We start from the raw sequence: 20,894 nt of genomic DNA on the forward strand, positions 1-20,894 counted from the left end.
GAACCCCGCACCGTGCGAGGCTCGCACCACGCGGCCGCGCCGGCGTCAGGCCGTGCGACGATCCCGACGGCGGGGCTTCGGCCCGTCGTGGGACCAGGCCGAGGACGGCAACAGGCTCGGCGGCAGCAGCCGCGACCGCACGACGCGCACGCTCGGCACCGACTCGTCGAGGGCGACACGGGCCTGTCGGACGTGGCTGCCCAGCGCCGCACCGTCCGCCGATGCGGCCCCGTCGGCGGCGAAGCGCTCACGGTCGACCGCGTCGACGGCGGCCTCCAGGTGCGGCACGACCGACGCGGGCAGTCCGGGCCGCAGGCGTCCGAGCACGGCTCGGGCAGTCCGGGCCACGGCGGCGGCGTCACCCGGCGGCGCGAGGCCCGGGGCGTACCCGTGGTCGGCGACGTCGTCGAGCAGTTCCCGCCACGCCTGCACGGCAGGTGACCGACCGGCGGCGATCGCCGACAGCCGGGAGCGGCGACGAACGGCACGCACGAAGCCCGGGGCGACCAGGACCGCGAGCACGAGCAACAGGCCCACCAGCAGACCGACGGGGCCACCGCCGCCGCCGGTGCTGGACGCACCCGCAGCACCCGGAACCGGGGACTCCGACGGAGTCGACGACGCCGACTCTTCCGCCGGGGTGGTCTGCTCGGGCGCCGGCAGCGGGGTCTCCGGCGCCGCTGCCGTCGGGGAGGCCGAGGGTTCTTCGGACGGAGCGGCCTCGTCGGAGTCGGGCGTCGGCTCGAACGCGACCCAGCCGGCGCCCTTGATGTACAGCTCGGGCCACGAGTGCAGCTGCCGGTTCGACACCGCGTACTCGCCGTCGGGCTGCGGCGACCCGGCCCGGTACCCCACCGCGATGCGCGAGGGGATGCCGAGCGTCCGGGCCATCACGGCCATCGCGGACGAGAAGTGCACGCAGTACCCGTCGCGGACGCGCAGGAACGTCGAGACGACGTCCATGCTGTCACCGTCGTAGCCCTGCTCCACCGGAGCGGTCTCGGAGTACGTGAACAGGTCGCTGCGGAACCACTGCTCGAGCGCCCGTGCCCGGACGTAGTCGTCGGTCGCGGCTGCGGCGACACGGGTGGCGGTGGACGAGATGTTCGCCGGCAGGTCGTCGGGCAGGGCGAGGTCGGTGCGGAGCTGCTCGCGGCTGGGCTCCCGGAAGCCACGGCCGTCGGAGCGCGCGAGCACCCCCGAGGCGGCGACCGCGTCGAGGTAGTCGTTGGCGAAGGTCGAGGCGCCGTACGCCTCGTACATCGCACCCCGGGCCGTCGCGGCGCCGGTCGACCGGACGGTGCTCGAGTTCCCCATCCAGCGCCACTGCGACAGGTCGAGGTTGGTGGACTGCGACTCGATCGAGACCGCACCTGACGGCACCGGCAGGTAGGTGCTCGACAGCCCGGTGATACGGACCGTCACGTCGCCGCGGCTCGCCAGGCGCGGGTTGACGCCCTCGGCCCACTGCTGTTCGTCGGCGGTGTCGGCTTCGGCCGCGTTCGTCACGGTCGGCACCCAGTCCCCCGTGCCGAACTCGTCCAGGTCGGCGAGCTTGAGGTACTCGGGCTGCCCGTCCGACGAGCGGTACCGGAAGACCTCGAGCTCGCTCGGGCGGCGCAGGTCGTTGCCGAGTTCGAGCAGGGTGCCGGGCCGTCCGGGCTGGATCGGGGACTGGATCGCACCGGTGACGCCGGAGAGCCAGCTGGCGTTGAGCGGCACGATCGTCGGCAGTCCGATGGCGACGACGAGCCCGATGGCACCGACGACGGCGGCGGGCAGTGCGCGCTGCACGGGGCGCACCGACAACCACAGCAGGGCGAGGAACGCCACCGACGTGGCGATGACGAGCGGGGTGCCGGCGGGCTGGCCGGTGATGACGCCCGGCACGATCAGGATCACCAGGGCCGGGGCCGCGGCGAGCGACGGGATCCGCGCGATGGCGGCGAGGAACAGTGCGACCGCCGCCACCCACCCGATCGACGCCGTGACCACGAGCCGGATCGCGTCGGTCTGTGGCAGGGGTGCCGGGTTGAGGCGGATCGCGGCGAGCGTCTGCCCGAGGGCCCCGTCGGCGTCGAGCCACCCGAGCGGCTGGATGTCGTTGACCAGGGCGGCGGCGCACGAGCAGGCGATGACCGTGCCGACCAGGACGACGAAGCGGATGCCGGGCGTCTGCCGGCGCACCGCGAGCATCACCGCGACGAGCACGGCGACGACGACGACACCGGACACCCACCAGGCGATGCCCTGCACGAGCGGCCGGATGGCGAGGGCGGCGAGGAGCACGGGCACCGGCGCGAGGGCGACGACCCAGGCGCTCGGGACGTCACGCAGGTCGTCCCGCTCCAGGATCTCGCGCACGTCCACGCGGCCACGCACCGGGGCGGTCGCCCCGGTCACCGTGCTGCTCCGGACGGCGTCGCACCGGCGACCGGCACCACGAGGGTCCGCCAGCCGCCGCGGTCGAGGATGCCCCGGACGGCAGGGTCCGGCGGCACGATGGTCGCCAGGATGCCGCGGCTCGACCCACTCGTCGCACTGACGAGCTCGGCGGCTTCCTCCGCGGTGCAGGTACCGGTCACGACGGCGGTCATCCCGTGCACGTCGCGGCCGCGGACCTCGGGCAGGACGTCGGTCACCTGTCGCGCATCGGAGCGGAGCCGGACGTCGGCGAGCCCGACGAGCACGTCGGTGAGCCCGCCGACGTCGCCCGCGTGCCGGGTCGCGCCTTCGGGGCCGTCGAACACGAGCACGACGCGGGAGGTCCGGGCGGCGAGCGCGCGGGCGACACTGGCGGCCACCACCACGGCGTGCTCGAAGGCCTGGTCGCCGCCCAGGTCGGAGAGCTCGGCGAGGTCTTCCCGACCGAGGCGCTGGTAGGACTCGCGCCGGACGTCGAGCGCGATCACGGCCTCGGGCGGCTGGGCCTGCGTGGTCTGGCGGACGTGGAGTTCCCCGCGGCGCGCACTCTGGGCCCAGTGCACCCGGCGGATCGGGTCACCCGGTCGGTACGGACGGAGTTCGCTGTCGTCGGCCGAACCGCCCTGTCCGACCCGGCCCTCGTCGGCGGAGACGGCACCGGCGAGCGCTCCGGCGTCGATCGCACCAAGCGGCGCCGAGGCCGGCACGACGACGATCTCTTCGGCCGCGACGACGGGACGGTCGATCCGGAGCAGGCCGAAGGGGTCCTCGACCCGGATCGTGACGGGCCCGACCAGCGAGCGGCCGCGGTGCATCGCGAGCGCTTCGACGTCGAGCACCGCCGGCGGCAGGCCCGGTCCGACCTCGGCGTAGGTCTCCGCCTCGGCCAGGCTGGCGAAGGCGTCCTCGAGCTGTTCGCGGACGAGCAGCGTCGCCCGCGGCCCGAACGGCAGGCTGGTGCCGCCCAGGGTGATGCGTTCGCGGTAGACCTCGCCCACCTGCACGATCGCCCGGGCGGTGCTGCGGCTGCCTCGCAGCGGGGTCGCGACGACGAACGCCATGACGATGCCGAGCACGACGAGCACGAGCAGCAGGAGCCCTGCCGTGACCGCGACGCTCGTAGAGCCGACCAGGCCGCCGCCGACCAGGCCGATGCCGACCGCGATGACCGTCCAGCCGCGGACCGTCGGACGCGGGAACGGGGTCCGGCGTGCCAACGAGAGCCCGCGGCGACCGAACCGGGCGGCCGTGGACCGCGCGGCACCGACGCGTCGCAGCAGCGACGGCGGTGCCGGTGGACGCGCCATCAGGAGCGGACGGGGGTGGCCGTGAACGGGATGGCGGTGTCCGAGACGATGCGGACGACGATCTCGCGCACGGTGTCCTCGCCGGTGCCGCCGAGCCCGCGGGCGACCGGCACGAGCCGGTGTGCGAGGACGATCGGGGCGAGCGCTGCGACGTCGTCGGGGGTGACGAACGGCCGGCCGGCCAGCGCAGCGTGCGCACGCGCGGCCTGCGCGAGGTGCAGCGTCGCACGGGGGCTCGCACCGAGCACCAGGTCGGGGTGCGTGCGCGTCGACCGGACGATCGCGATGATGTACGCCTCGACGTCGGGGGCGATGTGCACGCGGGCCACGGTCTCGATGATCTGCCGCAGGGTGGTGACGTCGACGATCGGCCGCAGGCGCGACAGCGGGTCGATGCCGCCGCGGTTCGCGAGCATCTGCCGTTCGGCGTCGACGCTCGGGTAGCCCATCGCGATGCGCGCCATGAAGCGGTCGCGCTGGGCTTCGGGCAACGGGTACGTGCCCTCCATGTCGATGGGGTTCTGCGTCGCGACGATCATGAACGGACGGTCCAGCTGCCGTGTCACGCCGTCGACGGTGACCTGCGACTCGGCCATCGCCTCGAGCAGGGCCGACTGGGTCTTCGGGCTGGTGCGGTTGATCTCGTCGCCGATGACGACGTTCGCGAACACCGGACCGGGCGAGAACCGGAAGGTGCCGGACGACTGGTCGAAGATGTTCACGCCCGTGACGTCGGACGGCAGCATGTCGGAGGTGAACTGGATGCGGTTCACCGATCCGCCGACCGAGGCGCCGAGCGCCTTGGCGAGCACGGTCTTGCCGACCCCGGGGACGTCCTCGACGAGCAGGTGCCCCTCGGCGAGCATCACCGTCAGGGCGGTTCGGATGGCTTCCGTCTTGCCGTCGATCACCGTGGCGACGGAGGCCACGATGTCGTCGCCCACCGATCGCACGTGTTCGAGCGGGAAGGCGGGGTCGGTCGGTTCCGGCACGCAGGGCTCCATCGTCACAGGACAGGTGTCGTGCATGCTACCCCGGCCCGGTGACAGCACCCGGCACGGGTGCACCGACTGGTCGTTCCGCGCACCGGTGGCCGATCCGCGCAGGGTGCGGCCGGGAGGCACGGCGCACCACGAGCGGATCCGTCACCCGGTGCGCGGAACGGTTCACGGGCCTCCAGGCGGTGTGCGGGTCTGCCGCCGGACGGTCAGGCCCGGTGCGGCAGTGCCGCGTCCGCGGCGCGCAGCACGCGCGCGGCGACCGCGACGCCGTCTTCGCGCCCGAGCTCGGTGTCCTCGTGCTCGATGTTCACCCACATGTCCGGGTCGATCGCGCGCAGGGCCTCGAGGAACGTCGTCCAGTACGCCTCGTCGTGGCCCTTGCCGAGCGCGACGAAGTCCCACGCCGACGGCTTCGGCCACTCGTTCGCCCACTCGTCGCCGCCCAGGTTCGTGCGTGGCTCGTCGGTCGACAACCGGCGGAACGAGTTGTCGAGCACGCCGTTGATCGCCGCGTGCGGGTTGATCCGGACGTCCTTCGCGGCGGCGTGGAACACCAGCGGGCCGAGGTCGCGGGCGACCGCCACCGGGTCCATGTGCTGCCAGAACAGGTGTGAGGGGTCGAGCTCGACCCCGACGTTCGTCAGCCCGCCGCGTTCGACGAGCTCGCGGATCGTCGCCGGGTTGAACACCAGGTTCTGCGGATGCAGCTCGAGCGCGACCTTCACGCCGTGCTCCCGGGCCAGGGCGTCGATCTCCTGCCAGAACGGCACCGCGACGTTCCACTGGTGTTCGAGCACGTCGAGCGCGGCCGAGTTCCACGCGTTCACGATCCAGTTCGGCCGCGTCCCGCCCGGCTCCCCCGCCGGAAGCCCGGACATCGTGACGACGCGGTCCTGTCCGAGGCGGGCCGCGAGGCGGATGCTGCGGCGGACGTCCTCGGCGTGGGCGGGACCGATCGCGGGGTCGGGGTGCAACGGGTTGCCGTTGCAGTTGAGGCCGGCGATCGAGACACCCGTCCCCGCGAACTGCGCGAGGAAGGCGTCACGGGCGTCGTCGTCGACCAGGATCGCGTCGAAGTCTGGCACGTGCACCGGGGGCAGGAAGCCGCCGGTGTTCAGCTCGATGCCGGTGAGGCCGTTGGCCGCGATGACCCGGAGTGCGTCGGCGAGGGGGCGGTCGTGCAGGATCGCGTCGTAGAGACCGAGCTTCATGCGCGGACACCCTCCGTGGTCGGGACGACGGCGTCGGCCACGTCGACGGACGCACCCCCGGCCGCGGCGGACCGTGCCACAGCGTCGAGGACCTGCATGTTGTGCACGCCGTCGTCGAACGTGGCGTTCGCGGGCAGCGCGTCGGGCACGTCGCCGGACAGCGCGGCGACCTCGTCGAGGAACGCCCGCGCCTGGTACTCGAACATCTGGTTCTGCCCCCAGCCGACGCCCGGGGCGTCCATCGCCATGCCGCCCGCGACGTAGGGGTGGTCCGGGCCGAGCACGACCTGGCGGTACCCGCCCGTGCGCGAGCCGTCGGACTGCAGCGCGAGGCCGATCTCGGAGGCGCGCTCCTGGTCCCACCGGGCGGCCCCGCGCTCGCAGAACACCTCGATGACGAGGCCGTTCGGGTGCCCGGCCGCGACGCGGGAGGCCTCGAGCGACCCGACGACCGTGCCGTCACCGAAGCGTGCACTGAACGTGGCGTAGTCGTCGTTCCCGACGGCCGCGGTCGCACCGGTGAGCGGGACCGCCTGCCCCCGCAGGGCGTGTGCGGCGGCCACGGGTCGCTCGGTGATCGACGTGGTGAACGTCCCACCGCTGACGCTCCGGACCGGTCCGGCGAGGAACTCGGCGACGTAGGACAGGTGCGAGCCGACGTCGGCGAGCGCCCCGGACCCGGGCTCCCCGGCGAAGCGCCACGAGAACGGGACGTCGGGCGAGGCGCCGTAGTCGGTCCAGTACCGGCCCGAGACGTGCAGGACCCGGCCGAGCGTGCCGTCCTCGACGAGCTCCTTGATGGCCGCGAGCCCGGGAGCCCGACGATAGGTGAAACCGATGCGGCCGAGGACTCCGCGCTGCTCGGCCTCGGCAGCGGCGGACGCCATCGCGCGGGCGTCGTCGAGCGAGTCGGACAGCGGCTTCTCGCACAGCACGTGCTTGCCGGCGGCGAGCAGCCCCTCGACGATCTCGCGGTGCAGCGTGTTCGCGACGACGACGCTCACCACGTCGATGTCGTCCGCTGCCGCGATGGCCCGCCAGTCGGTGTCGTGCCGCTCGTAGCCGAAGCGCCGTGCGGCCTCGGCGGCGAGGGGCTCGTACACGTCGCCGACCGAGACGAGCCGGACCGGCGGCAGCGTCGAGGTGAAGAGGGAGGGTGCGTTCCGCCACGCAGCCATGTGGGCCTTGCCCGCCATGCCCGCGCCGATGACGGCGACGCCGATGCTGTCGCTCATGTTCTCTCCTTCGAGAAGGTCGCTGGATCCGATTCTGGAACGTTCCAGAACGTGTCGGTAGACTGTAGCCGCACCAGCCCATGTCCTGTCAAGCACCGTGCCGGAAAGGCTCAGCGTGACCCCTCGCCTGCCGACGATCATCGACGTCGCCGCACGCGCGGGCGTCTCGAAGTCCCTGGTGTCGATGGTGCTGCGCGACGACCCCGGGGTCTCCCCCGCCCGCCGCTCCGCGGTGCTCGCCGCCGTCACGGAGCTCGGCTACCGCCCGAACCGCGCCGCCGCGATCCTCGCCGGCACCCGGACCCGCACCATCGGCGTCATCGTCGACGACTTCCGGAACCCCTGGTACGTCCCGATGCTCGACGGCATCCGCGAGGCCCTCGCCCCGCACGGACTCCGCCTCACCCTCGCCGACACCCGCGCCAACGCCCACCTCGGTTCCTCGCCCTTCGACGACCTGGTCTCCCTGCGGGTCGACGGCGTGGTGCTCGCCGCCGAGGGCTTCCCCGACGTCGTCGTCCCCGCGGACACCCCGGTCGTGGTCGCCGGTGCGCGTGAGGACGTCCCAGGCGGACTCGACGTGGTCGCATCCGACGAAGCCGCCGGCGGACGGCTGGCAGCGGATCACCTGATCGGGCTGGGTCACCGCCGCATCGTCCACGTCACCGGCTCGGGAGGCCCGGCTGCGCTCCGCCGGGACGCCACCGTCGCACAGCTGGTCGCGTCCGGCATCGAGCCGCTGGTCTCCGGCTCCGGCCCCACCTCGGAAGCCACCGGCTACGAGGGCACGCGGCTCGCACTCCGGGAGCACCCCGACCTGACCGCGGTGTTCGCCGCGAACGACGTCATGGCGATGGGTGCGATCGCCGCCGTGCAGGAAGCCGGACTCCGCGTGCCGCAGGACGTCTCGGTGATCGGCAACGACGAGACCCCGCTCGCCGCGTCACCCCTGCTTCGCCTGACGACGGTCGACCCGCACAACGACGAGGTGGGGCGCCTGGCGGCTGCGCGGTTGGTGGAGCGGATCGGCGCGGCTGCGGGAGCCCCGGCGGGTCCCATCCGGACGCTCGTGCCGCCGACGCTCGTGGTCCGGTCGACGACGGGGCCGCCCCGCGCCTGATCGCGCTCGAGCCGCGGAACCTGGTTCCGGCGGGGTCGACCGCCGTGCGAGGCGCCCGGGAACGACGAAACCCCGGTCCGATCGGACCGGGGTTTCGTCATGCTGTTCGTACAGTGCGGAGACGGAGGGATTTGAACCCTCGGTCCCCTCAAAGGGGACTCCACCTTAGCAGGGTGGTGCACTCGGCCGGACTATGCGACGTCTCCAAGCACTCTCGCGAGCGCTCCGACCACCATACAGGAGGACCGCGCCACTCTCGACCCGACGCACGCCCGCGCGTGGCTCGGGCCGGATAGCGCGGTCCCCCGAAGTGGGGACACATCGGGGTTGTCGGGGCGTACCCCACTGCATAGCATCGTCGGGACGCGGCAATCACGTTCCGGGGTTCGCCCCCGTCGTCGCGACACAGCACCCGACGTCGTTCTCCGCGCGGGCCCGGCGCGCCCGATCGCGTGGCGCCCGGCGGGGAGCGACTTCCCCGGGGGCGCGGCCCACCACCGCGCCCCCGTTCCTGCGTTCGGGGGCAGGCAGCTACCGAGCCGAGACTCGTCCCCGCGGACAGTCCACGGGCGTTGAAGGCCGCAAAGAGTCCGCCCGACCGAGACTCGGGGCCAGCGAGGGCCCGCCCCGCGCCTCAGTACCCGAACGCCTTGGAGCAGGTCTGCTGGTCGGCTGACTGGCCCTCGAGTCCGTCGATGGTCTCGGGCGTCGCCGAGGGGGTGCGGGGCGCAGCCGACGACGGTGCTGCCGGGGTCGCGGGGGTCGCGGGCTTCGGCGCAGCCTCCGGAGACGACGGTGCAGCGGTCGGCTGCGTCGGACCCGTCTGCGTCGGACTCGTCTCCGACCCGATGCCCGTGCTGTCCGCCCCGAGCGAGAACGACTGGTCGGCCTTGATCTTCGCGAACAGCTGGTCGGCCAGGTACGTCGTCGGCTGGACCTTGCCGGCGTAGACCCCGGTGCCGCCCGTGGTGCCCGGGTACTGCACGAAGTTCACCTGCGCCAGCGGCAGGTCCCGCAGCGCCAGGCCCATCTGCACCATCGTCCCGATGTCGTTCAGGCTCTGGGACAGCTGCATGTTCGACGCCGCCGCCCGGGCCAGCTTGTACAGGCGGGCGGGCGAACCGAGGGTGTCGTTCGACTTCACGGTTCGGAGCAGCGACGACAGGAACACCTGCTGGCTCGAGATCCGGGCGAGGTCCGACCCATCGCCCACGCTGTGCCGGGTGCGCAGGAACGCCAGGGCATCGTCACCCTGCAGCGTCGAGGTGCCGGCGGGCAGGTTCAGCCCCGTGTACGAGTCGGTGATCGGCTGGGCGACGCAGACCGGCACGCCGCCGATCGCGTTCGACATCTCGATGACGCCCTTGAACGACACCGCCGCCGAGTACTGGATGTCGAGCCCGGTCAGCCCGGCGACCGTCTGGGTGACGCAGTTCAGGCCGCCCTCGCCGAACGAGGTGTTGATCGGCTGCGCCGCCATCGCCGGGGCGGTGCCCGTGCCGTCGGTCTTCTTGCAGGCCGGGATCGGTGTGACGAGGTCACGCGGGATGCTCACCGCGGTGGCGTTGGTGTGGTCCGCCGAGACGTGCAGCAGGATGTTGACGTCGTTGAGGGTCGCGTCGCGCTCCCCGAACGCAGCGCTCTGGTCGGGGTCGTTGTCGGTGCCGACGACGAGCATGTTGAACCCGCCCTTGAAGGCGCTGAGGGGCTTGGGACCACCCTTCGCCTGCGGCGCGGGCTGGCCCTGGATCTCCACACCGTCACCGAGGTCGTCCGTGACCTGCTTCGCCGCGATCGCCGTGACCGAGACCGAGCTCACGAGCGCCACCGCGACGACGGCGGAGACCGTCTTGGCCACGGTCGCGAGGGGGCTCGAGCGCCGGAGACGTCCGTGCCGTGCGATCCCGGACGCTCGGTTCAAGCGGTGGGATCGGTCGCGGACGTCGTTCACGGGCACTCCTGTCGTCGGTGGACACGCCGGGGACGGCAACCGGTCAAGGCTGCCACGACGTTTCCTGACGATCCGGTGCGAGGCGCACCGGCGATGCTCGGTGAACGGCATCGCGACCAGCGGATCCGCGGCGGTCGGCACGGACCTGAACGGATCCGCAGCCGACGCGCATCAGGCCGACACCACCACCCGGAAGCGGTCCGGCAGTGCGATCAGGGCGGTCGAGAGTTCGAGGAGTGCGGCGGCGCAGTCGTCGAGGGCATCGCGGCCGGCGGCGTCCACCGCTCGCTCCACGATCTCGACCCGTCGGCGCCGGTCGACCACGGCGTCGATCCCGTTCGCCAGGGCGACGTCATCGGTGAAGAACATGTCGAGCACGATGCGCTGCGACAGCAACCAGTCGCCGCTCACCGACGATCCGCGGCGCCGCAGGTACCAGGACCCGAGCTCGACGAAGGCACCGGCTTCGGTCCAGCACTCGCGGAGCCACGCCTTGTCGAACCGGTCCTGGTAGCCGACGGCGCTCGACGGAGGATCGGCGAGCATGGTCTGCGCGATCCGGAGGCGCTCGGTCATCTGGTCGACCGACCAGTGCGAGATCACGACCCCGACGTACCGCTGGACGGTCGCCAGCTGGAGCGATTCGAGGGTCACCAGGGCTTCGCGCACGGGCGTCCGCGACACCCGCATGTCCGATGCCAGGGTGTCGAGCCGCAGCCGCTGCCCACGGCGGTACTCGCCCCGCAGGACGTTGTCGAGCAGGCGCAGGAACACCGCGTCGCGCAGCAGGCTGCGGCGCAGGCCGTGGGGATCGAGGTCGCCGGCCGCGGCGCGCATCGGGGTGTGCTCCATCACCCCAGGGTCACGCACGGGCGAAGCCCCCGGGGAGCGGGCGGCCGCTGTCGTGGATGATCGTCGCCGGTGTCGGACTGTGGAGGAGTGCCATGCAGGCACAGTGACAGCGCTGCGGCGGCGGCGCTAAACACTCTGCATACAGAATGTCAGGCCGCCGCCACCGTGCTCACTTCCGGTCGGACTTCGCATCCCCGGTGAGCACCGAGAGCGGTTGGGTGACGTCCTCCAGCCCCTTCCGCGCGGCGTCGACCCCGAAGATCAGGGCCACCACGCCGCCGCCGATCATCACCGCGGATCCGAGCAGGTACCCCCAGAACAGCGGCTCCCGCGACGACCCGTCCCCGATGAAGGCACCGTAGATGGCCGGGGCGACCGCACCGAAGATCTGCGCCAGGGCGAAGAAGTACGAGATGGCCTGCGACCGCAGCTCGAGCGGGAAGATCTCGCTGACCGTCAGGTACGCACTCGACGCACCGGCCGAGGCGAAGAAGAACGAGACGCACCAGAAGGCGACCTGCACCGTGGCCGAGATCGCGTCGGCCCGGAACAGGAACGCCGACGTGGCGAGCACGAGCCCGGACACCAGGTACGTCAGGAAGATCATCTGGCGACGACCCCAGGTGTCGAAGAAGCGCCCGAGGATGATCGGCCCGAGCAGGTTGCCGATCGCGAACGGGAAGAAGTACACCGCCGTCTCCGCTGTCTTCAGGCCGAAGAAGTTCGTCAGCACGAGCGCGTAGGTGAAGAAGATCGCGTTGTACAGGAACGCCTGCGTGATCATCATCGTCGCGCCGACGAGCGTCCGCGTCGGGTACTGCTTCAGCAGCACGCGCGCGATGGTCAGGAACCCGACGCGGTCGGTCGGTGTGACGGTCATCGCCTTCGACTGGTCGACCTCGGGCAGCGGTTTGCCGGTCGCCTGCTCCACCGACGCCTCGATGCGGGAGACGGTGGCCTCGGCTTCTTCCTGACGTCCGTGCGTCATCAGCCACCGCGGACTCTCCGGGATGTGCCGGCGCAGGAAGATGATCGCGATGCCGAGCACCGGGCCGAGGAAGAACCCGATGCGCCAGCCGATGTCCTCGGCGAAGTACGACGTGTCGAGCAGGTAGATGTTCGCGAAGGCGCCGAGTGCCGCGCCACCCCAGTACGTGCCGTTGATGGCGATGTCGACGTGCCCGCGGTACTTCGCGGGGATGAGTTCGTCGATCGCGGAGTTGATCGCCGCGTACTCGCCACCGATGCCCAACCCCGCCACGAATCGGAAGGCCGCCAGGAACCAGAAGTCCTGCGCGAGGCCCGCGATGCCGGAACCGATCAGGTAGATGGCCAGCGTCAGGATGAACAGCTTGCGGCGGCCCAGCCGGTCGGACATCCGCCCGAACACCAGGGCGCCGACGACCTGCCCGACCAGGTAGATCGTGCCGAGCAACGTCACCTGTTGCGTCGACAGGTTCAGGTCGGCCTGGAACCCGGCGTTCGAGACGATCTGGATCTCGAGACCGTCGAGGATCCAGGACACGCCGAGTCCGACGACGACGCTCCAGTGGAACCGGGTCCACGGCAAGCGGTCCATCCTGGCGGGCACCAGGCTCTTGATGGTTGCGTTCGCGCTGCTCACGAAAGGGGACCGTACGCCGAGATCGCCGATGTGGTTCAGATGCGGTACGAGCAACCGGGGGCGGAGCCGGATCCCCCTACTTCGAATCCGGCTCCGTCGCCGGGATCTCAATGATCGCAAGTGCGATGGAAACCCACAAGCGGACGGACGGGAGGCCCGTGGCGGGGCCCGCCACGGGCCTCCCGTCCGACAAGGCGTAACGTCCAGAACGTGACCCGACCTGACATCCGCACGGTCGGCGAGCTCCGCACCTCTGGTCACGTCCAGAAGACGGTCCGCGCCGAGATCCGCGACAACCTGCTCACCGCCCTGCGCCAGGGCACCGATCCGTGGCCCGGCCTGCACGGCTTCGAGACCACCGTCATCCCCCAGCTCGAACGCGCCCTGATCGCCGGGCACGACGTCGTCCTGCTCGGCGAGCGCGGCCAGGGCAAGACCCGCCTGCTCCGCACCCTGCAGGGCCTGCTCGACGAGTGGACGCCGGTCATCACCGGCTCCGAGCTCGGCGAGCACCCGTACGAACCGATCACGACGGCGAGCATCCGTCGTGCCGACGAGCTCGGTGACGCCCTGCCGATCAGCTGGCGGCACCGCGACGACCGCTACGTCGAGAAGCTCGCGACGCCGGACACGAGCGTCGCCGACCTGATCGGCGACGTCGACCCGATGAAGGTCGCCGAGGGTCGCAGCCTGGGCGACCCGGAGACCATCCACTTCGGGCTCGTCCCGCGCGGCCACCGTGGCATCGTCGCGATCAACGAACTGCCCGACCTGGCCGAACGCATCCAGGTCGCGATGCTCAACGTGATGGAGGAACGCGACGTCCAGATCCGCGGCTACGTGCTGCGGCTGCCGCTCGACGTGCTCGTCGTGGCGAGTGCGAATCCCGAGGACTACACGAACCGCGGCCGGATCATCACGCCGCTGAAGGACCGCTTCGGCGCCGAGATCCGCACGCACTACCCGATCGAGCTCGACGACGAGATCGCCGTCATCCGGCAGGAGGCGCAGCTGACGGCCGAGGTGCCCGACGCGCTGATCGAGATCCTCGCCCGCTTCACCCGGGCGCTCCGTTCGTCGAGCGCCGTCGACCAGCGCAGCGGCGTGAGCGCCCGGTTCGCGATCGCGGGTGCCGAGACGGTGTCCGCCGCCGCCGTGCACCGCGCAGCACGCCAGGGCGAGGACGAGGCGGTCGCCCGCCCGATCGACCTCGAGACCGCGGTGGACGTCCTCGGCGGCAAGATCGAGTTCGAGAACGGCGAAGAGGACCGGGCCGACGAGGTCCTCGAGCACCTGCTCCGCACCGCGACCGCCGAGACCGTGCGCGCCCGGTTCAGGGGTCTCGACTTCGCGGTGCTCGTGGACGCGCTCGACGGCGGCACGATGGTCACCACGGGCGAGCAGGTCAGCGCCCGGGCGTTCCTCGAGGGGCTGCCGTCGATCGGCGAGTCCGACCTGTACGACCAGGTGTGCGACCGGATGGGTGCCACGAACGACGGCGAACGCGCCGGCGCGATCGAGCTCGCCCTCGAGGGCTTGTTCCTCGCCCGACGCATCAGCAAGGAGTCCGGCGGGGGCGAAGCCGTCTATGGCTAGGCAGAACCGACGCCTGACGCGCGACACCCGCTACGGGGCCTACACCAACGGGCCGGACCCGCTCGCGGCCCCGGTCGACCTGGCCGAGGCACTCGACGCCATCGGGCAGGACGTGATGGGCGGCACGTCGCCCGAGCGCGCGATGCGGGAGTTCCTGCGACGCGGTGGCCGGACGCAGCGCGGCCTCGACGACCTGGCCCGCCAGGTGGCCGAGCGGCGCCGTGAACTGACGAGCCGGAACAACCTCGACGGCACCCTGCAGCAGGTCCGCGAACTGCTCGACCAGGCGCTCCGTGCCGAACGCGGCGAACTCGCCCGCAACGTCGACCTCGACGACGGCGAGCGGGCGCTGGCCGAACTGCAGCTCGACAGCCTGTCGCCCTCCCCCGCCGCCGCGGTGCAGGAGCTCGGCGGCTACGACTGGACGAGCCCCGTGGCCCGGCAGAAGTACGACGAGATCAAGGACCTGCTCGGCCGCGAGGTGCTCGACCAGCGCTTCGCCGGTATGAAGCAGGCGCTCGAGGGCGCCACCGAACAGGACCGGGCCGCGGTCAGCGCGATGATGCAGGACCTCAACGCCCTGCTCGAGGCGCACGCCCGCGGTGAGGACACCCGGCAGCAGTTCGACGACTTCATGGACCAGCACGGCGAGTACTTCCCGTCGGACCCCGCGAACGTCGACGAGCTGCTCGACGACCTGGCAGCCCGTGCGGCCGCAGCGCAGCGCATGCGGAACTCGATGACCCAGGAGCAGCGGGACGAACTCGACTCCCTCGCCCAGCAGGCCTTCGGCTCCCCCGACCTGATGGGGCAGCTGTCCCAGCTCGACGGGAACCTGCGGTCCCTGCGGCCCGGCGAGGACTGGGGCGGGTCGGAGCGCATGGACGGCGAGCAGGGCCTCGGGCTCGGCGACGGCACCGGGGTGTTCCAGGACATCGCGGACCTCGACGCGCTCGCCGACCAGCTCGCCCAGTCCGGCCCCGGCTCGGAACTCGACGACCTGGACCTCGACGCGCTGTCCCGGCAGCTGGGCGACGAAGCGGCGGTCGACGCGAAGACCCTGCAGCGGCTCGAACAGGCGCTCCGGAACTCGGGGGCGATGCGCCGCGGTGCCGACGGGCAGCTCCGGCTGACCCCGAAGGCGATGCGGCAGCTCGGCAAGAGCCTGCTCAAGGACGTCGCCCAGCAGATGTCCGGTCGCCAGGGCGCCAGGGACCTCCGTCGCTCGGGCGCCGCGGGTGAACCGTCAGGGGCGTCACGGCAGTGGGCGTTCGGCGACACCGAGCCGTGGGACATCCCCCGCACGATCACGAACGCCGTGGTGCGGACGGCGGCCAGCGGTCGGCAGGGAGCCGGCGTGCACCTGAGCATCGACGACGTCGAGGTGCAGGAGACCGAGGCCCGCACCCAGGCCTGCGTCGCGCTGCTCGTCGACACGTCGTTCTCGATGGCGATGGAGGACCGCTGGGTCCCGATGAAGCGCACGGCCCTGGCGCTCCACACCCTGGTGTCGACCCGGTTCCGCGGCGACGACCTGCAGCTCATCGCCTTCGGTCGCGAGGCCGAGGTGATGGACGTCGAACAGCTCGTCGGTCTCGACGCGATGTGGGACAAGGGCACGAACCTGCACCACGCCCTGCTGCTCGCCAACCGGCACTTCCGCAAGCACCCCACGGCCCAACCGGTGCTCCTCATCGTCACGGACGGCGAGCCGACCTCGCACCTCGAGCCGAACGGGCAGGTCTGGTTCGACTACCCGCCCGACCCGGTGACGATCGCGTTGACCGTCCGGGAGCTCGAGAACGCCGGACGCCTCGGCGCCCAGACGACGTTCTTCCGGCTCGGCGAGGACCCGGGGCTCGCCCGGTTCATCGACGCGATGGCGAAGCGGGTGGACGGCAGCGTCGTGGCGCCGGAGAACGACGACCTCGGGGTCGCCGTGGTCGGCTCGTACCTCGGCTCGCGTCGCGGGGCCGGCGGCGCGCTCTTCCGCGACGACTGGGGGCTCTGAAGCCAGCCCCGGACAGCCGGGAGGCCCGTGGCGAGACCGCCACGGGCCTCCAGTTACGTCCCTGGGTGCGTCTAGAACAGCGGCCAGGGCACGGCGGGGCCGTGACCCGGCGGCGGCGGGAAGATCCCGACGGCGCGCAGGGCCGCGCAGCGCGCCCGGAGCGTGTCGATCTCCTCGTCCGTCAGGTGCTCGGCGAGCTCGTCGCCGAGCCCGCCGCGCAGGGCTTCGGACACGCGGTCGAGGCCCTCGAGCTCGTCCGGCCCGAGGGGCTCGCCGATCCAACCCCACAGGACCGTCCGGAGCTTGTGCTCGACGTGGAAGGTGAGCCCGTGGTCCACGCCGAAGCGGTGGCCGTCGGGCATCGCGAGCACGTGCCCGCCCTTGCGGTCGGCGTTGTTCACGACGACGTCGAAGACGGCCATCCGGCGCAGGGCCTCGGAGTCCTCGTGCACGAGCGTGACGGGCTGGTCGCGCTCGTCGATGGCCTCGAGCACGGGCAGCCAGGGCGAACCGTCCGCCTCGGCGAGTTCGGGTGCCACCAGGTCGACGGCGTCCTGCTCGGGGTCGACGTCCTGCCAGCGCTGCACCATGCCGGGGCCGAACGGACCGTCGCCCATCCACGTGGGCGGGACGACGCCCCAGCCGAACGCCTCGGAGACCAGGTGTGCGGCGATCTCGCGGCCGGCGAGCGTGCCGTCCGGGAAGTCCCACAGCGGGCGCTCGCCCTCGACGGGCTTGTAGACGACGGTCGCGCCGTCGAGGTCGGCGAGGAAGGTGGCGTTGGACGCCTCACGGATGCGCGCCCGGACGGAGAGCGATCCGTCGCTCATGCGTCGCCGGGCGGACGACCGGCGGCGACGACCTCACGCGTGCGCTCGACGAATGCCCGGGCGGTGCCGACCGGGATCTTCACCTGGAACAGCTCGGCGGGTTCGGGGATCTCCACGACGGCCTCGATCTCGACGCCGTCCTCGCTCTCCTCGGACACGATCTCGACCTCGTCGTCGATCGGGTACGCCTCGATGACGACCTGGGCGGTGGACGGGTCGAAGCCCAAGCTCAGCGCTCCGGCGCGGAACTCGGCCTCGACCGGCTGGTCGAGGGGCTCCGGGTCGCGGAGTTCGGCGGGCACGGACGGCGGCACGCTGAAGCGGTTGTCGTCGACGGTCGCGACCTCGTCGAGGAGCTCGTCGATCTTGTCGGCGAGCACGGAGGTCTGCTCCTTCTCGAGCGCGACGCTGGTGACGCGTCGACCGGAGCGGGCCTGGATGTAGAAGGCGCGCTCACCCGGACGGCCGATGGTGCCGACGACGAGGCGGTCCGGCCAGTCGAAGCCGTGGACGATGGTGGGCATACCCGCATTGTAGGAGCGCTCGGCTCCGCCCGTTCAGGGTCGCGCAGGTCAGCCGGGCGCGTCGGGGGCCGGACGCCCGGTGCCGGTGTGCGCATCGGGTTCCGGATGTCCTGCGCCGCCGCCGACCGCGGCCTCCCCGCTGGGAGCCGGGGCGGTGCGCAGCCAGGACAGGTCGCCCGACTCGGTGTTCGTCGCGACGACCTCGGGGCGGTGCTCGCCGTACCGCACGACCGACACCGAGGCCGGCCCGACGCCGATGCGCTGGAACAGGTCCAGGTGCATGCCGAACGCGTCGGCCAGGACGCTCTTGATGATGTCGCCGTGGCTCACCGCGACCCAGACCGCGCCGGGTCCGTGCTCCGCCTCGACCTCGGCGTCGATGCGCCGGACGGCCGCGACGGCACGGGACTGCATCGTCTGCATGGACTCGCCGCCGGGGAACACGACGGCACTGGGGTTCGCCTGCACCGTGCGCCAGAGGGGCTCCTTCGCCAGGTCGGCGAGCTTCCGGCCCTGCCACTGCCCGTAGTCGGCCTCGGTGATGGCCCGCTCGATCAGCAGATCGGACGCGCCGGACTGCCGGTCGGTCTGGCGGCCGGGCTGCCGGTCGAGGATCGCGCGGGCGGTCTGTCGGCAGCGCTCGAGCGGACTCGACACCACGGCGACCACGGGCACCGCGGCGATGCGCTCCGCGGTCCGCTCGGCCTGGGTCCGCCCGACGGCGTCGAGTCGCACGCCGGCGGTGCGTCCGGCCAGGACGCCGGTGGCGTTCGCGGTGGTGCGTCCGTGACGGACGAGGAGGACGGTCGCCATGCGCCCGATCCTAGGCGCGCGGACGTGCTGCCCTCGACGCGTTGCCCGTCAGAAGCGGCGCGGCGGCCCGCTGGTCGGTAGCGTCTGGCGCATGCCGTTCTTCCGCGACGCTCCGCGCCCGACCACCCCAGCCCCGCCGTCCAGGGTCCAGGCCGCATGGTCCGACTCCGCCGGGCACTTCGCGACCCGGTGCCTGCAGCTGATCATCGTCGTGGTGGTCGTCGCCGGGGTCGTCTGGGCGAGCAACATCCTGAGCGTCGTCACGATCCCCGTGCTCCTCGCGCTCATCATCGCGTCGGCGATGCACCCGGTCGTGTCGTGGCTGCGCAAGCACCGCGTGCCGTCGGTGCTCGCCACCCTCGCCGTCCTGATCGGCGTGCTCGCGATCCTGGGCCTGATCGGCTGGCTCATCGTCGTCGCGGTCGAGAACCAGTGGTCGCAGCTGCAGAAGTCGGCGGTCGACGGGTTCCAGCAGCTGCAGGAGTTCGCGAAGAACCTGCCGTTCTCGATCTCCGACAAGCAGATCGACGACGCGGTCGCGTCGGCGTCCGACTTCGTCACGAGCGCCCAGTTCGGCTCCGGTGCGCTGGCGGGCGCGTCGGCCACCGCGAACTTCCTGACCGGGCTCGTGCTGATGATCGTCGTGCTGTTCTTCTTCCTCAAGGACGGCCCGAGCATCTGGGAGTTCCTGCTCCGTCCCTTCACCGGTGAGCGCTACGCCCGCGCACGTCGTGTCGGTGACCGGGTCGTCTCGACCCTCGGCGGCTACGTCCGCGGCACCGCCACCGTCGCCGCGGTGGACGCGATCGGCATCGGGGTCGGCATCGCGATCGTCGGCGTGCCCCTGGCCCTGCCGCTGGCCGTCATCGTCTTCATCACGGCGTTCATCCCGATCGTCGGTGCGACCGCTGCCGGCATCCTCGCCGCCCTCGTCGCGCTCGTCGCCCTCGGCCCGGTGCAGGCGCTCATCGTGATCGGCATCGTGGTGCTGGTGAACCAGCTCGAGGGCAACCTGCTGCAGCCGGTCCTGATGGGGCGGACGCTCAAGCTGCACGGCCTCGTCATCCTGATCGGCCTGACCGCCGGCACCGTGCTCGCCGGCATCACGGGCGCGATCATCTCGGTGCCGCTGATCGCTGCGGCCTGGGGCGCCATCCTGGTGTGGGACGGCCCGAACACCCCGGCTCGCCCCTGGCGGAAGAAGCGCAACGAGGACGTCACCGCGCACGAGCTGCCGCAGGGCTGATCCGCGGCGCCGATACGTGGGGCGCGTTGCGGACATCCACTTCGCGCAACGGCCTGCCACCCAGCAGTATGGAGGAGTGCTCGTCTCCATCGTCTACATGAGTCGTGCCGTCGTGCCCTTCGACGACCAGGCCATGGCGGTGCTGCTCGCTGAGTCCCGGCTGCGGAACGAAGCGCTCGGGGTCTCCGGGCTCCTGCTCGCCAAGGGCGGCCGGTTCATGCAGCTGCTCGAGGGGCCGGCATGGAGCGTGCAGGACCGGTACGACGTCATCGCGAAGGACCGGCGGCACGGTGAGGTCAAGTCGCTCGTGCGCGAGGACATCGAGCGCCGGCGCTTCGACGGCTGGTCGATGGCGTACCGAGCACTCGACGACTCCGACATCCGGTCAGAAGCGGGCTTCAGTCCCTTCCTCTCCGGCACGATGGACTTCCCGCGCTCGTTCGACCGGACCAGTGCGGCCTGGCTGCTGAAGTGGTTCCGCGACCGCGAGCTGCACGACCTCTGACCCGTCGGCTGCGCCGCGCCGCCCGGCCACCGCACCGTGCGGGCTTCGCCACCCGGTGCGAGCTTGCCCGCACCGTGCGCGCTTACCGCGCCGCACCACGCCACCAACCCCGCACCCAGTCACCACACACGCACCGTGCGCACCGCCGAACAGGAGGCCCGTGGCCGGCCCGCACCGCGCCTCCCGGCCACCGCACCGTGCGCCCACCGCCACCCGGTGCGAGCTTGCCCACACCGTGCGCGCCCCCAGCGCCGCACCACGCCACCAACCCCGCACCCGGTCACGACACACGCACCGTGCGCACCGCCGGACGGGAGGCCCGTGGCCGGCCCGCACCGCGCCTCCCGGCCACCGCACCGTGCGCCCACCGCCACCCGGTGCGAGCTTGCCCACACCGTGCGCGCTTACCGCGCCGCACCACGCAACCAACCCCGCACCCAGTCACCACACACGCACCGTGCGCACCGCCGGACGGGAGGCCCGTGGCCGGCCCGCACCGCGCCTCCCGGCCACCGCACCGTGCGGGCTTCGCCACCCGGTGCGAGCTTGCCCACACCGTGCGCGCTCACAGCGCCGCACCACGCCACCAACCCCGCACCCAGTCACCACACACGCACCGTGCGCACCGTCGGACGGGAGGCCCG

Annotated in this window: 16 protein-coding genes and 1 tRNA gene; 5 read left to right on the plus strand and 12 right to left on the minus strand. The window is 72.1% G+C overall.

Features of this window, described 5'->3' with window-relative positions; translation table 11 throughout:
- Positions 1-45: 45 nt before the first annotated feature.
- The 5 genes from ACL00U_RS13275 to ACL00U_RS13295 form a co-directional block, all read right to left on the minus strand.
- Positions 46-2,403, minus strand: coding sequence for a transglutaminaseTgpA domain-containing protein (locus ACL00U_RS13275; RefSeq protein ID WP_412873487.1), 2,358 nt, complete (start codon positions 2,401-2,403; stop codon positions 46-48).
- Positions 2,400-3,731 carry a DUF58 domain-containing protein gene (locus ACL00U_RS13280; protein WP_017888339.1) on the minus strand — a complete coding sequence of 444 codons (1,332 nt, stop codon included), beginning with the start codon at positions 3,729-3,731 and terminating at the stop codon, positions 2,400-2,402. Before ACL00U_RS13280 ends, ACL00U_RS13275 begins: the two co-directional genes overlap by 4 nt.
- The gene (locus ACL00U_RS13285; protein ID WP_259496748.1) at positions 3,731-4,735 is read right to left on the minus strand and encodes an AAA family ATPase; all 1,005 of its coding nucleotides are present in this window, start codon (positions 4,733-4,735) and stop codon (positions 3,731-3,733) included. Before ACL00U_RS13285 ends, ACL00U_RS13280 begins: the two co-directional genes overlap by 1 nt.
- 203 nt (positions 4,736-4,938) lie before the next feature.
- Entirely contained in the window at positions 4,939-5,943 is a 1,005-nt protein-coding gene (locus ACL00U_RS13290) for a sugar phosphate isomerase/epimerase family protein (RefSeq protein ID WP_412873488.1), read from the minus strand.
- The gene (locus ACL00U_RS13295; RefSeq protein WP_262117930.1) at positions 5,940-7,178 is read right to left on the minus strand and encodes a Gfo/Idh/MocA family protein; all 1,239 of its coding nucleotides are present in this window, start codon (positions 7,176-7,178) and stop codon (positions 5,940-5,942) included. Before ACL00U_RS13295 ends, ACL00U_RS13290 begins: the two co-directional genes overlap by 4 nt.
- Before the next feature lie 115 nt (positions 7,179-7,293).
- Between ACL00U_RS13295 and ACL00U_RS13300 the strand changes: the two genes are divergently transcribed.
- Positions 7,294-8,298 carry a LacI family DNA-binding transcriptional regulator gene (locus ACL00U_RS13300; RefSeq protein ID WP_214585159.1) on the plus strand — a complete coding sequence of 335 codons (1,005 nt, stop codon included), beginning with the start codon at positions 7,294-7,296 and terminating at the stop codon, positions 8,296-8,298.
- A gap of 116 nt (positions 8,299-8,414) precedes the next feature.
- Here ACL00U_RS13300 and ACL00U_RS13305 read toward each other — a convergent pair.
- From ACL00U_RS13305 to ACL00U_RS13320, 4 genes are all read right to left on the minus strand, one after another.
- Positions 8,415-8,504: transfer RNA gene (locus tag ACL00U_RS13305), tRNA-Ser, on the minus strand.
- A gap of 428 nt (positions 8,505-8,932) precedes the next feature.
- Positions 8,933-10,156 carry an LCP family protein gene (locus ACL00U_RS13310; protein WP_254783370.1) on the minus strand — a complete coding sequence of 408 codons (1,224 nt, stop codon included), beginning with the start codon at positions 10,154-10,156 and terminating at the stop codon, positions 8,933-8,935.
- Between the two features lie 264 nt (positions 10,157-10,420).
- Entirely contained in the window at positions 10,421-11,101 is a 681-nt protein-coding gene (locus ACL00U_RS13315; RefSeq protein ID WP_056070268.1) for a GntR family transcriptional regulator, read from the minus strand.
- A 169-nt stretch (positions 11,102-11,270) separates the two neighbouring features.
- Positions 11,271-12,725: an MFS transporter gene (locus ACL00U_RS13320; RefSeq protein WP_040420052.1), complete on the minus strand. Its 1,455-nt coding sequence runs from the start codon at positions 12,723-12,725 to the stop codon at positions 11,271-11,273.
- Positions 12,726-12,935: 210 nt separating this feature from the next.
- Between ACL00U_RS13320 and ACL00U_RS13325 the strand changes: the two genes are divergently transcribed.
- Both ACL00U_RS13325 and ACL00U_RS13330 read left to right on the plus strand, forming a co-directional pair.
- The gene (locus ACL00U_RS13325) at positions 12,936-14,321 is read left to right on the plus strand and encodes an AAA family ATPase (protein ID WP_017888312.1); all 1,386 of its coding nucleotides are present in this window, start codon (positions 12,936-12,938) and stop codon (positions 14,319-14,321) included.
- Positions 14,314-16,332, plus strand: coding sequence for a vWA domain-containing protein (locus ACL00U_RS13330; protein ID WP_412873489.1), 2,019 nt, complete (start codon positions 14,314-14,316; stop codon positions 16,330-16,332). The genes ACL00U_RS13325 and ACL00U_RS13330 overlap by 8 nt, the downstream gene beginning before the upstream one ends.
- 71 nt (positions 16,333-16,403) lie before the next feature.
- Here ACL00U_RS13330 and ACL00U_RS13335 read toward each other — a convergent pair whose 3' ends face one another.
- Genes ACL00U_RS13335 through ACL00U_RS13345 form a run of 3 tightly spaced genes read right to left on the minus strand, consistent with a single transcriptional unit; the run spans position 16,404 to position 18,499 of the window.
- Positions 16,404-17,162, minus strand: a complete 759-nt coding sequence (locus tag ACL00U_RS13335; RefSeq protein WP_056070262.1) for an SCO1664 family protein — start codon at positions 17,160-17,162, stop codon at positions 16,404-16,406.
- A complete protein-coding gene (locus tag ACL00U_RS13340) occupies positions 17,159-17,686 on the minus strand; it encodes a DUF3090 domain-containing protein (protein WP_017888309.1) in 528 nt (175 codons plus the stop codon). Before ACL00U_RS13340 ends, ACL00U_RS13335 begins: the two co-directional genes overlap by 4 nt.
- Positions 17,687-17,734: 48 nt before the next feature.
- On the minus strand, positions 17,735-18,499 hold the full coding sequence (locus tag ACL00U_RS13345; protein ID WP_042540585.1) for an MSMEG_4193 family putative phosphomutase: 765 nt from the start codon (positions 18,497-18,499) through the stop codon (positions 17,735-17,737).
- Between the two features lie 91 nt (positions 18,500-18,590).
- Here ACL00U_RS13345 and ACL00U_RS13350 point away from each other — a divergent pair, with 91 nt between their 5' ends.
- Both ACL00U_RS13350 and ACL00U_RS13355 read left to right on the plus strand, forming a co-directional pair.
- Positions 18,591-19,745 (plus strand): AI-2E family transporter, encoded by a 1,155-nt coding sequence (locus ACL00U_RS13350; RefSeq protein ID WP_017888307.1) that lies wholly within the window; start codon positions 18,591-18,593, stop codon positions 19,743-19,745.
- Positions 19,746-19,821: 76 nt separating this feature from the next.
- Positions 19,822-20,250 (plus strand): BLUF domain-containing protein, encoded by a 429-nt coding sequence (locus ACL00U_RS13355; protein WP_017888306.1) that lies wholly within the window; start codon positions 19,822-19,824, stop codon positions 20,248-20,250.
- The last annotated feature ends 644 nt before the right edge of the window (positions 20,251-20,894 follow it).

This window comes from Curtobacterium poinsettiae (assembly GCF_047226435.1).
Classification (GTDB): domain Bacteria; phylum Actinomycetota; class Actinomycetes; order Actinomycetales; family Microbacteriaceae; genus Curtobacterium; species Curtobacterium poinsettiae.

What these genes read in the sequence shown, in the direction of transcription:
- ACL00U_RS13285 (WP_259496748.1), bottom strand. Translation starts at nt 4,735, where the DNA reads ATGGAGCCCTGCGTGCCGGAACCGACCGACCCCGCCTTCCCGCTCGAA.
- ACL00U_RS13330 (WP_412873489.1), top strand. Translation starts at nt 14,314, where the DNA reads ATGGCTAGGCAGAACCGACGCCTGACGCGCGACACCCGCTACGGGGCC.
- ACL00U_RS13350 (WP_017888307.1), top strand. Translation starts at nt 18,591, where the DNA reads ATGCCGTTCTTCCGCGACGCTCCGCGCCCGACCACCCCAGCCCCGCCG.
- ACL00U_RS13290 (WP_412873488.1), bottom strand. Translation starts at nt 5,943, where the DNA reads ATGAAGCTCGGTCTCTACGACGCGATCCTGCACGACCGCCCCCTCGCC.
- ACL00U_RS13345 (WP_042540585.1), bottom strand. Translation starts at nt 18,499, where the DNA reads ATGGCGACCGTCCTCCTCGTCCGTCACGGACGCACCACCGCGAACGCC.
- ACL00U_RS13340 (WP_017888309.1), bottom strand. Translation starts at nt 17,686, where the DNA reads ATGCCCACCATCGTCCACGGCTTCGACTGGCCGGACCGCCTCGTCGTC.
- ACL00U_RS13280 (WP_017888339.1), bottom strand. Translation starts at nt 3,731, where the DNA reads ATGGCGCGTCCACCGGCACCGCCGTCGCTGCTGCGACGCGTCGGTGCC.
- ACL00U_RS13315 (WP_056070268.1), bottom strand. Translation starts at nt 11,101, where the DNA reads ATGGAGCACACCCCGATGCGCGCCGCGGCCGGCGACCTCGATCCCCAC.
- ACL00U_RS13335 (WP_056070262.1), bottom strand. Translation starts at nt 17,162, where the DNA reads ATGAGCGACGGATCGCTCTCCGTCCGGGCGCGCATCCGTGAGGCGTCC.
- ACL00U_RS13295 (WP_262117930.1), bottom strand. Translation starts at nt 7,178, where the DNA reads ATGAGCGACAGCATCGGCGTCGCCGTCATCGGCGCGGGCATGGCGGGC.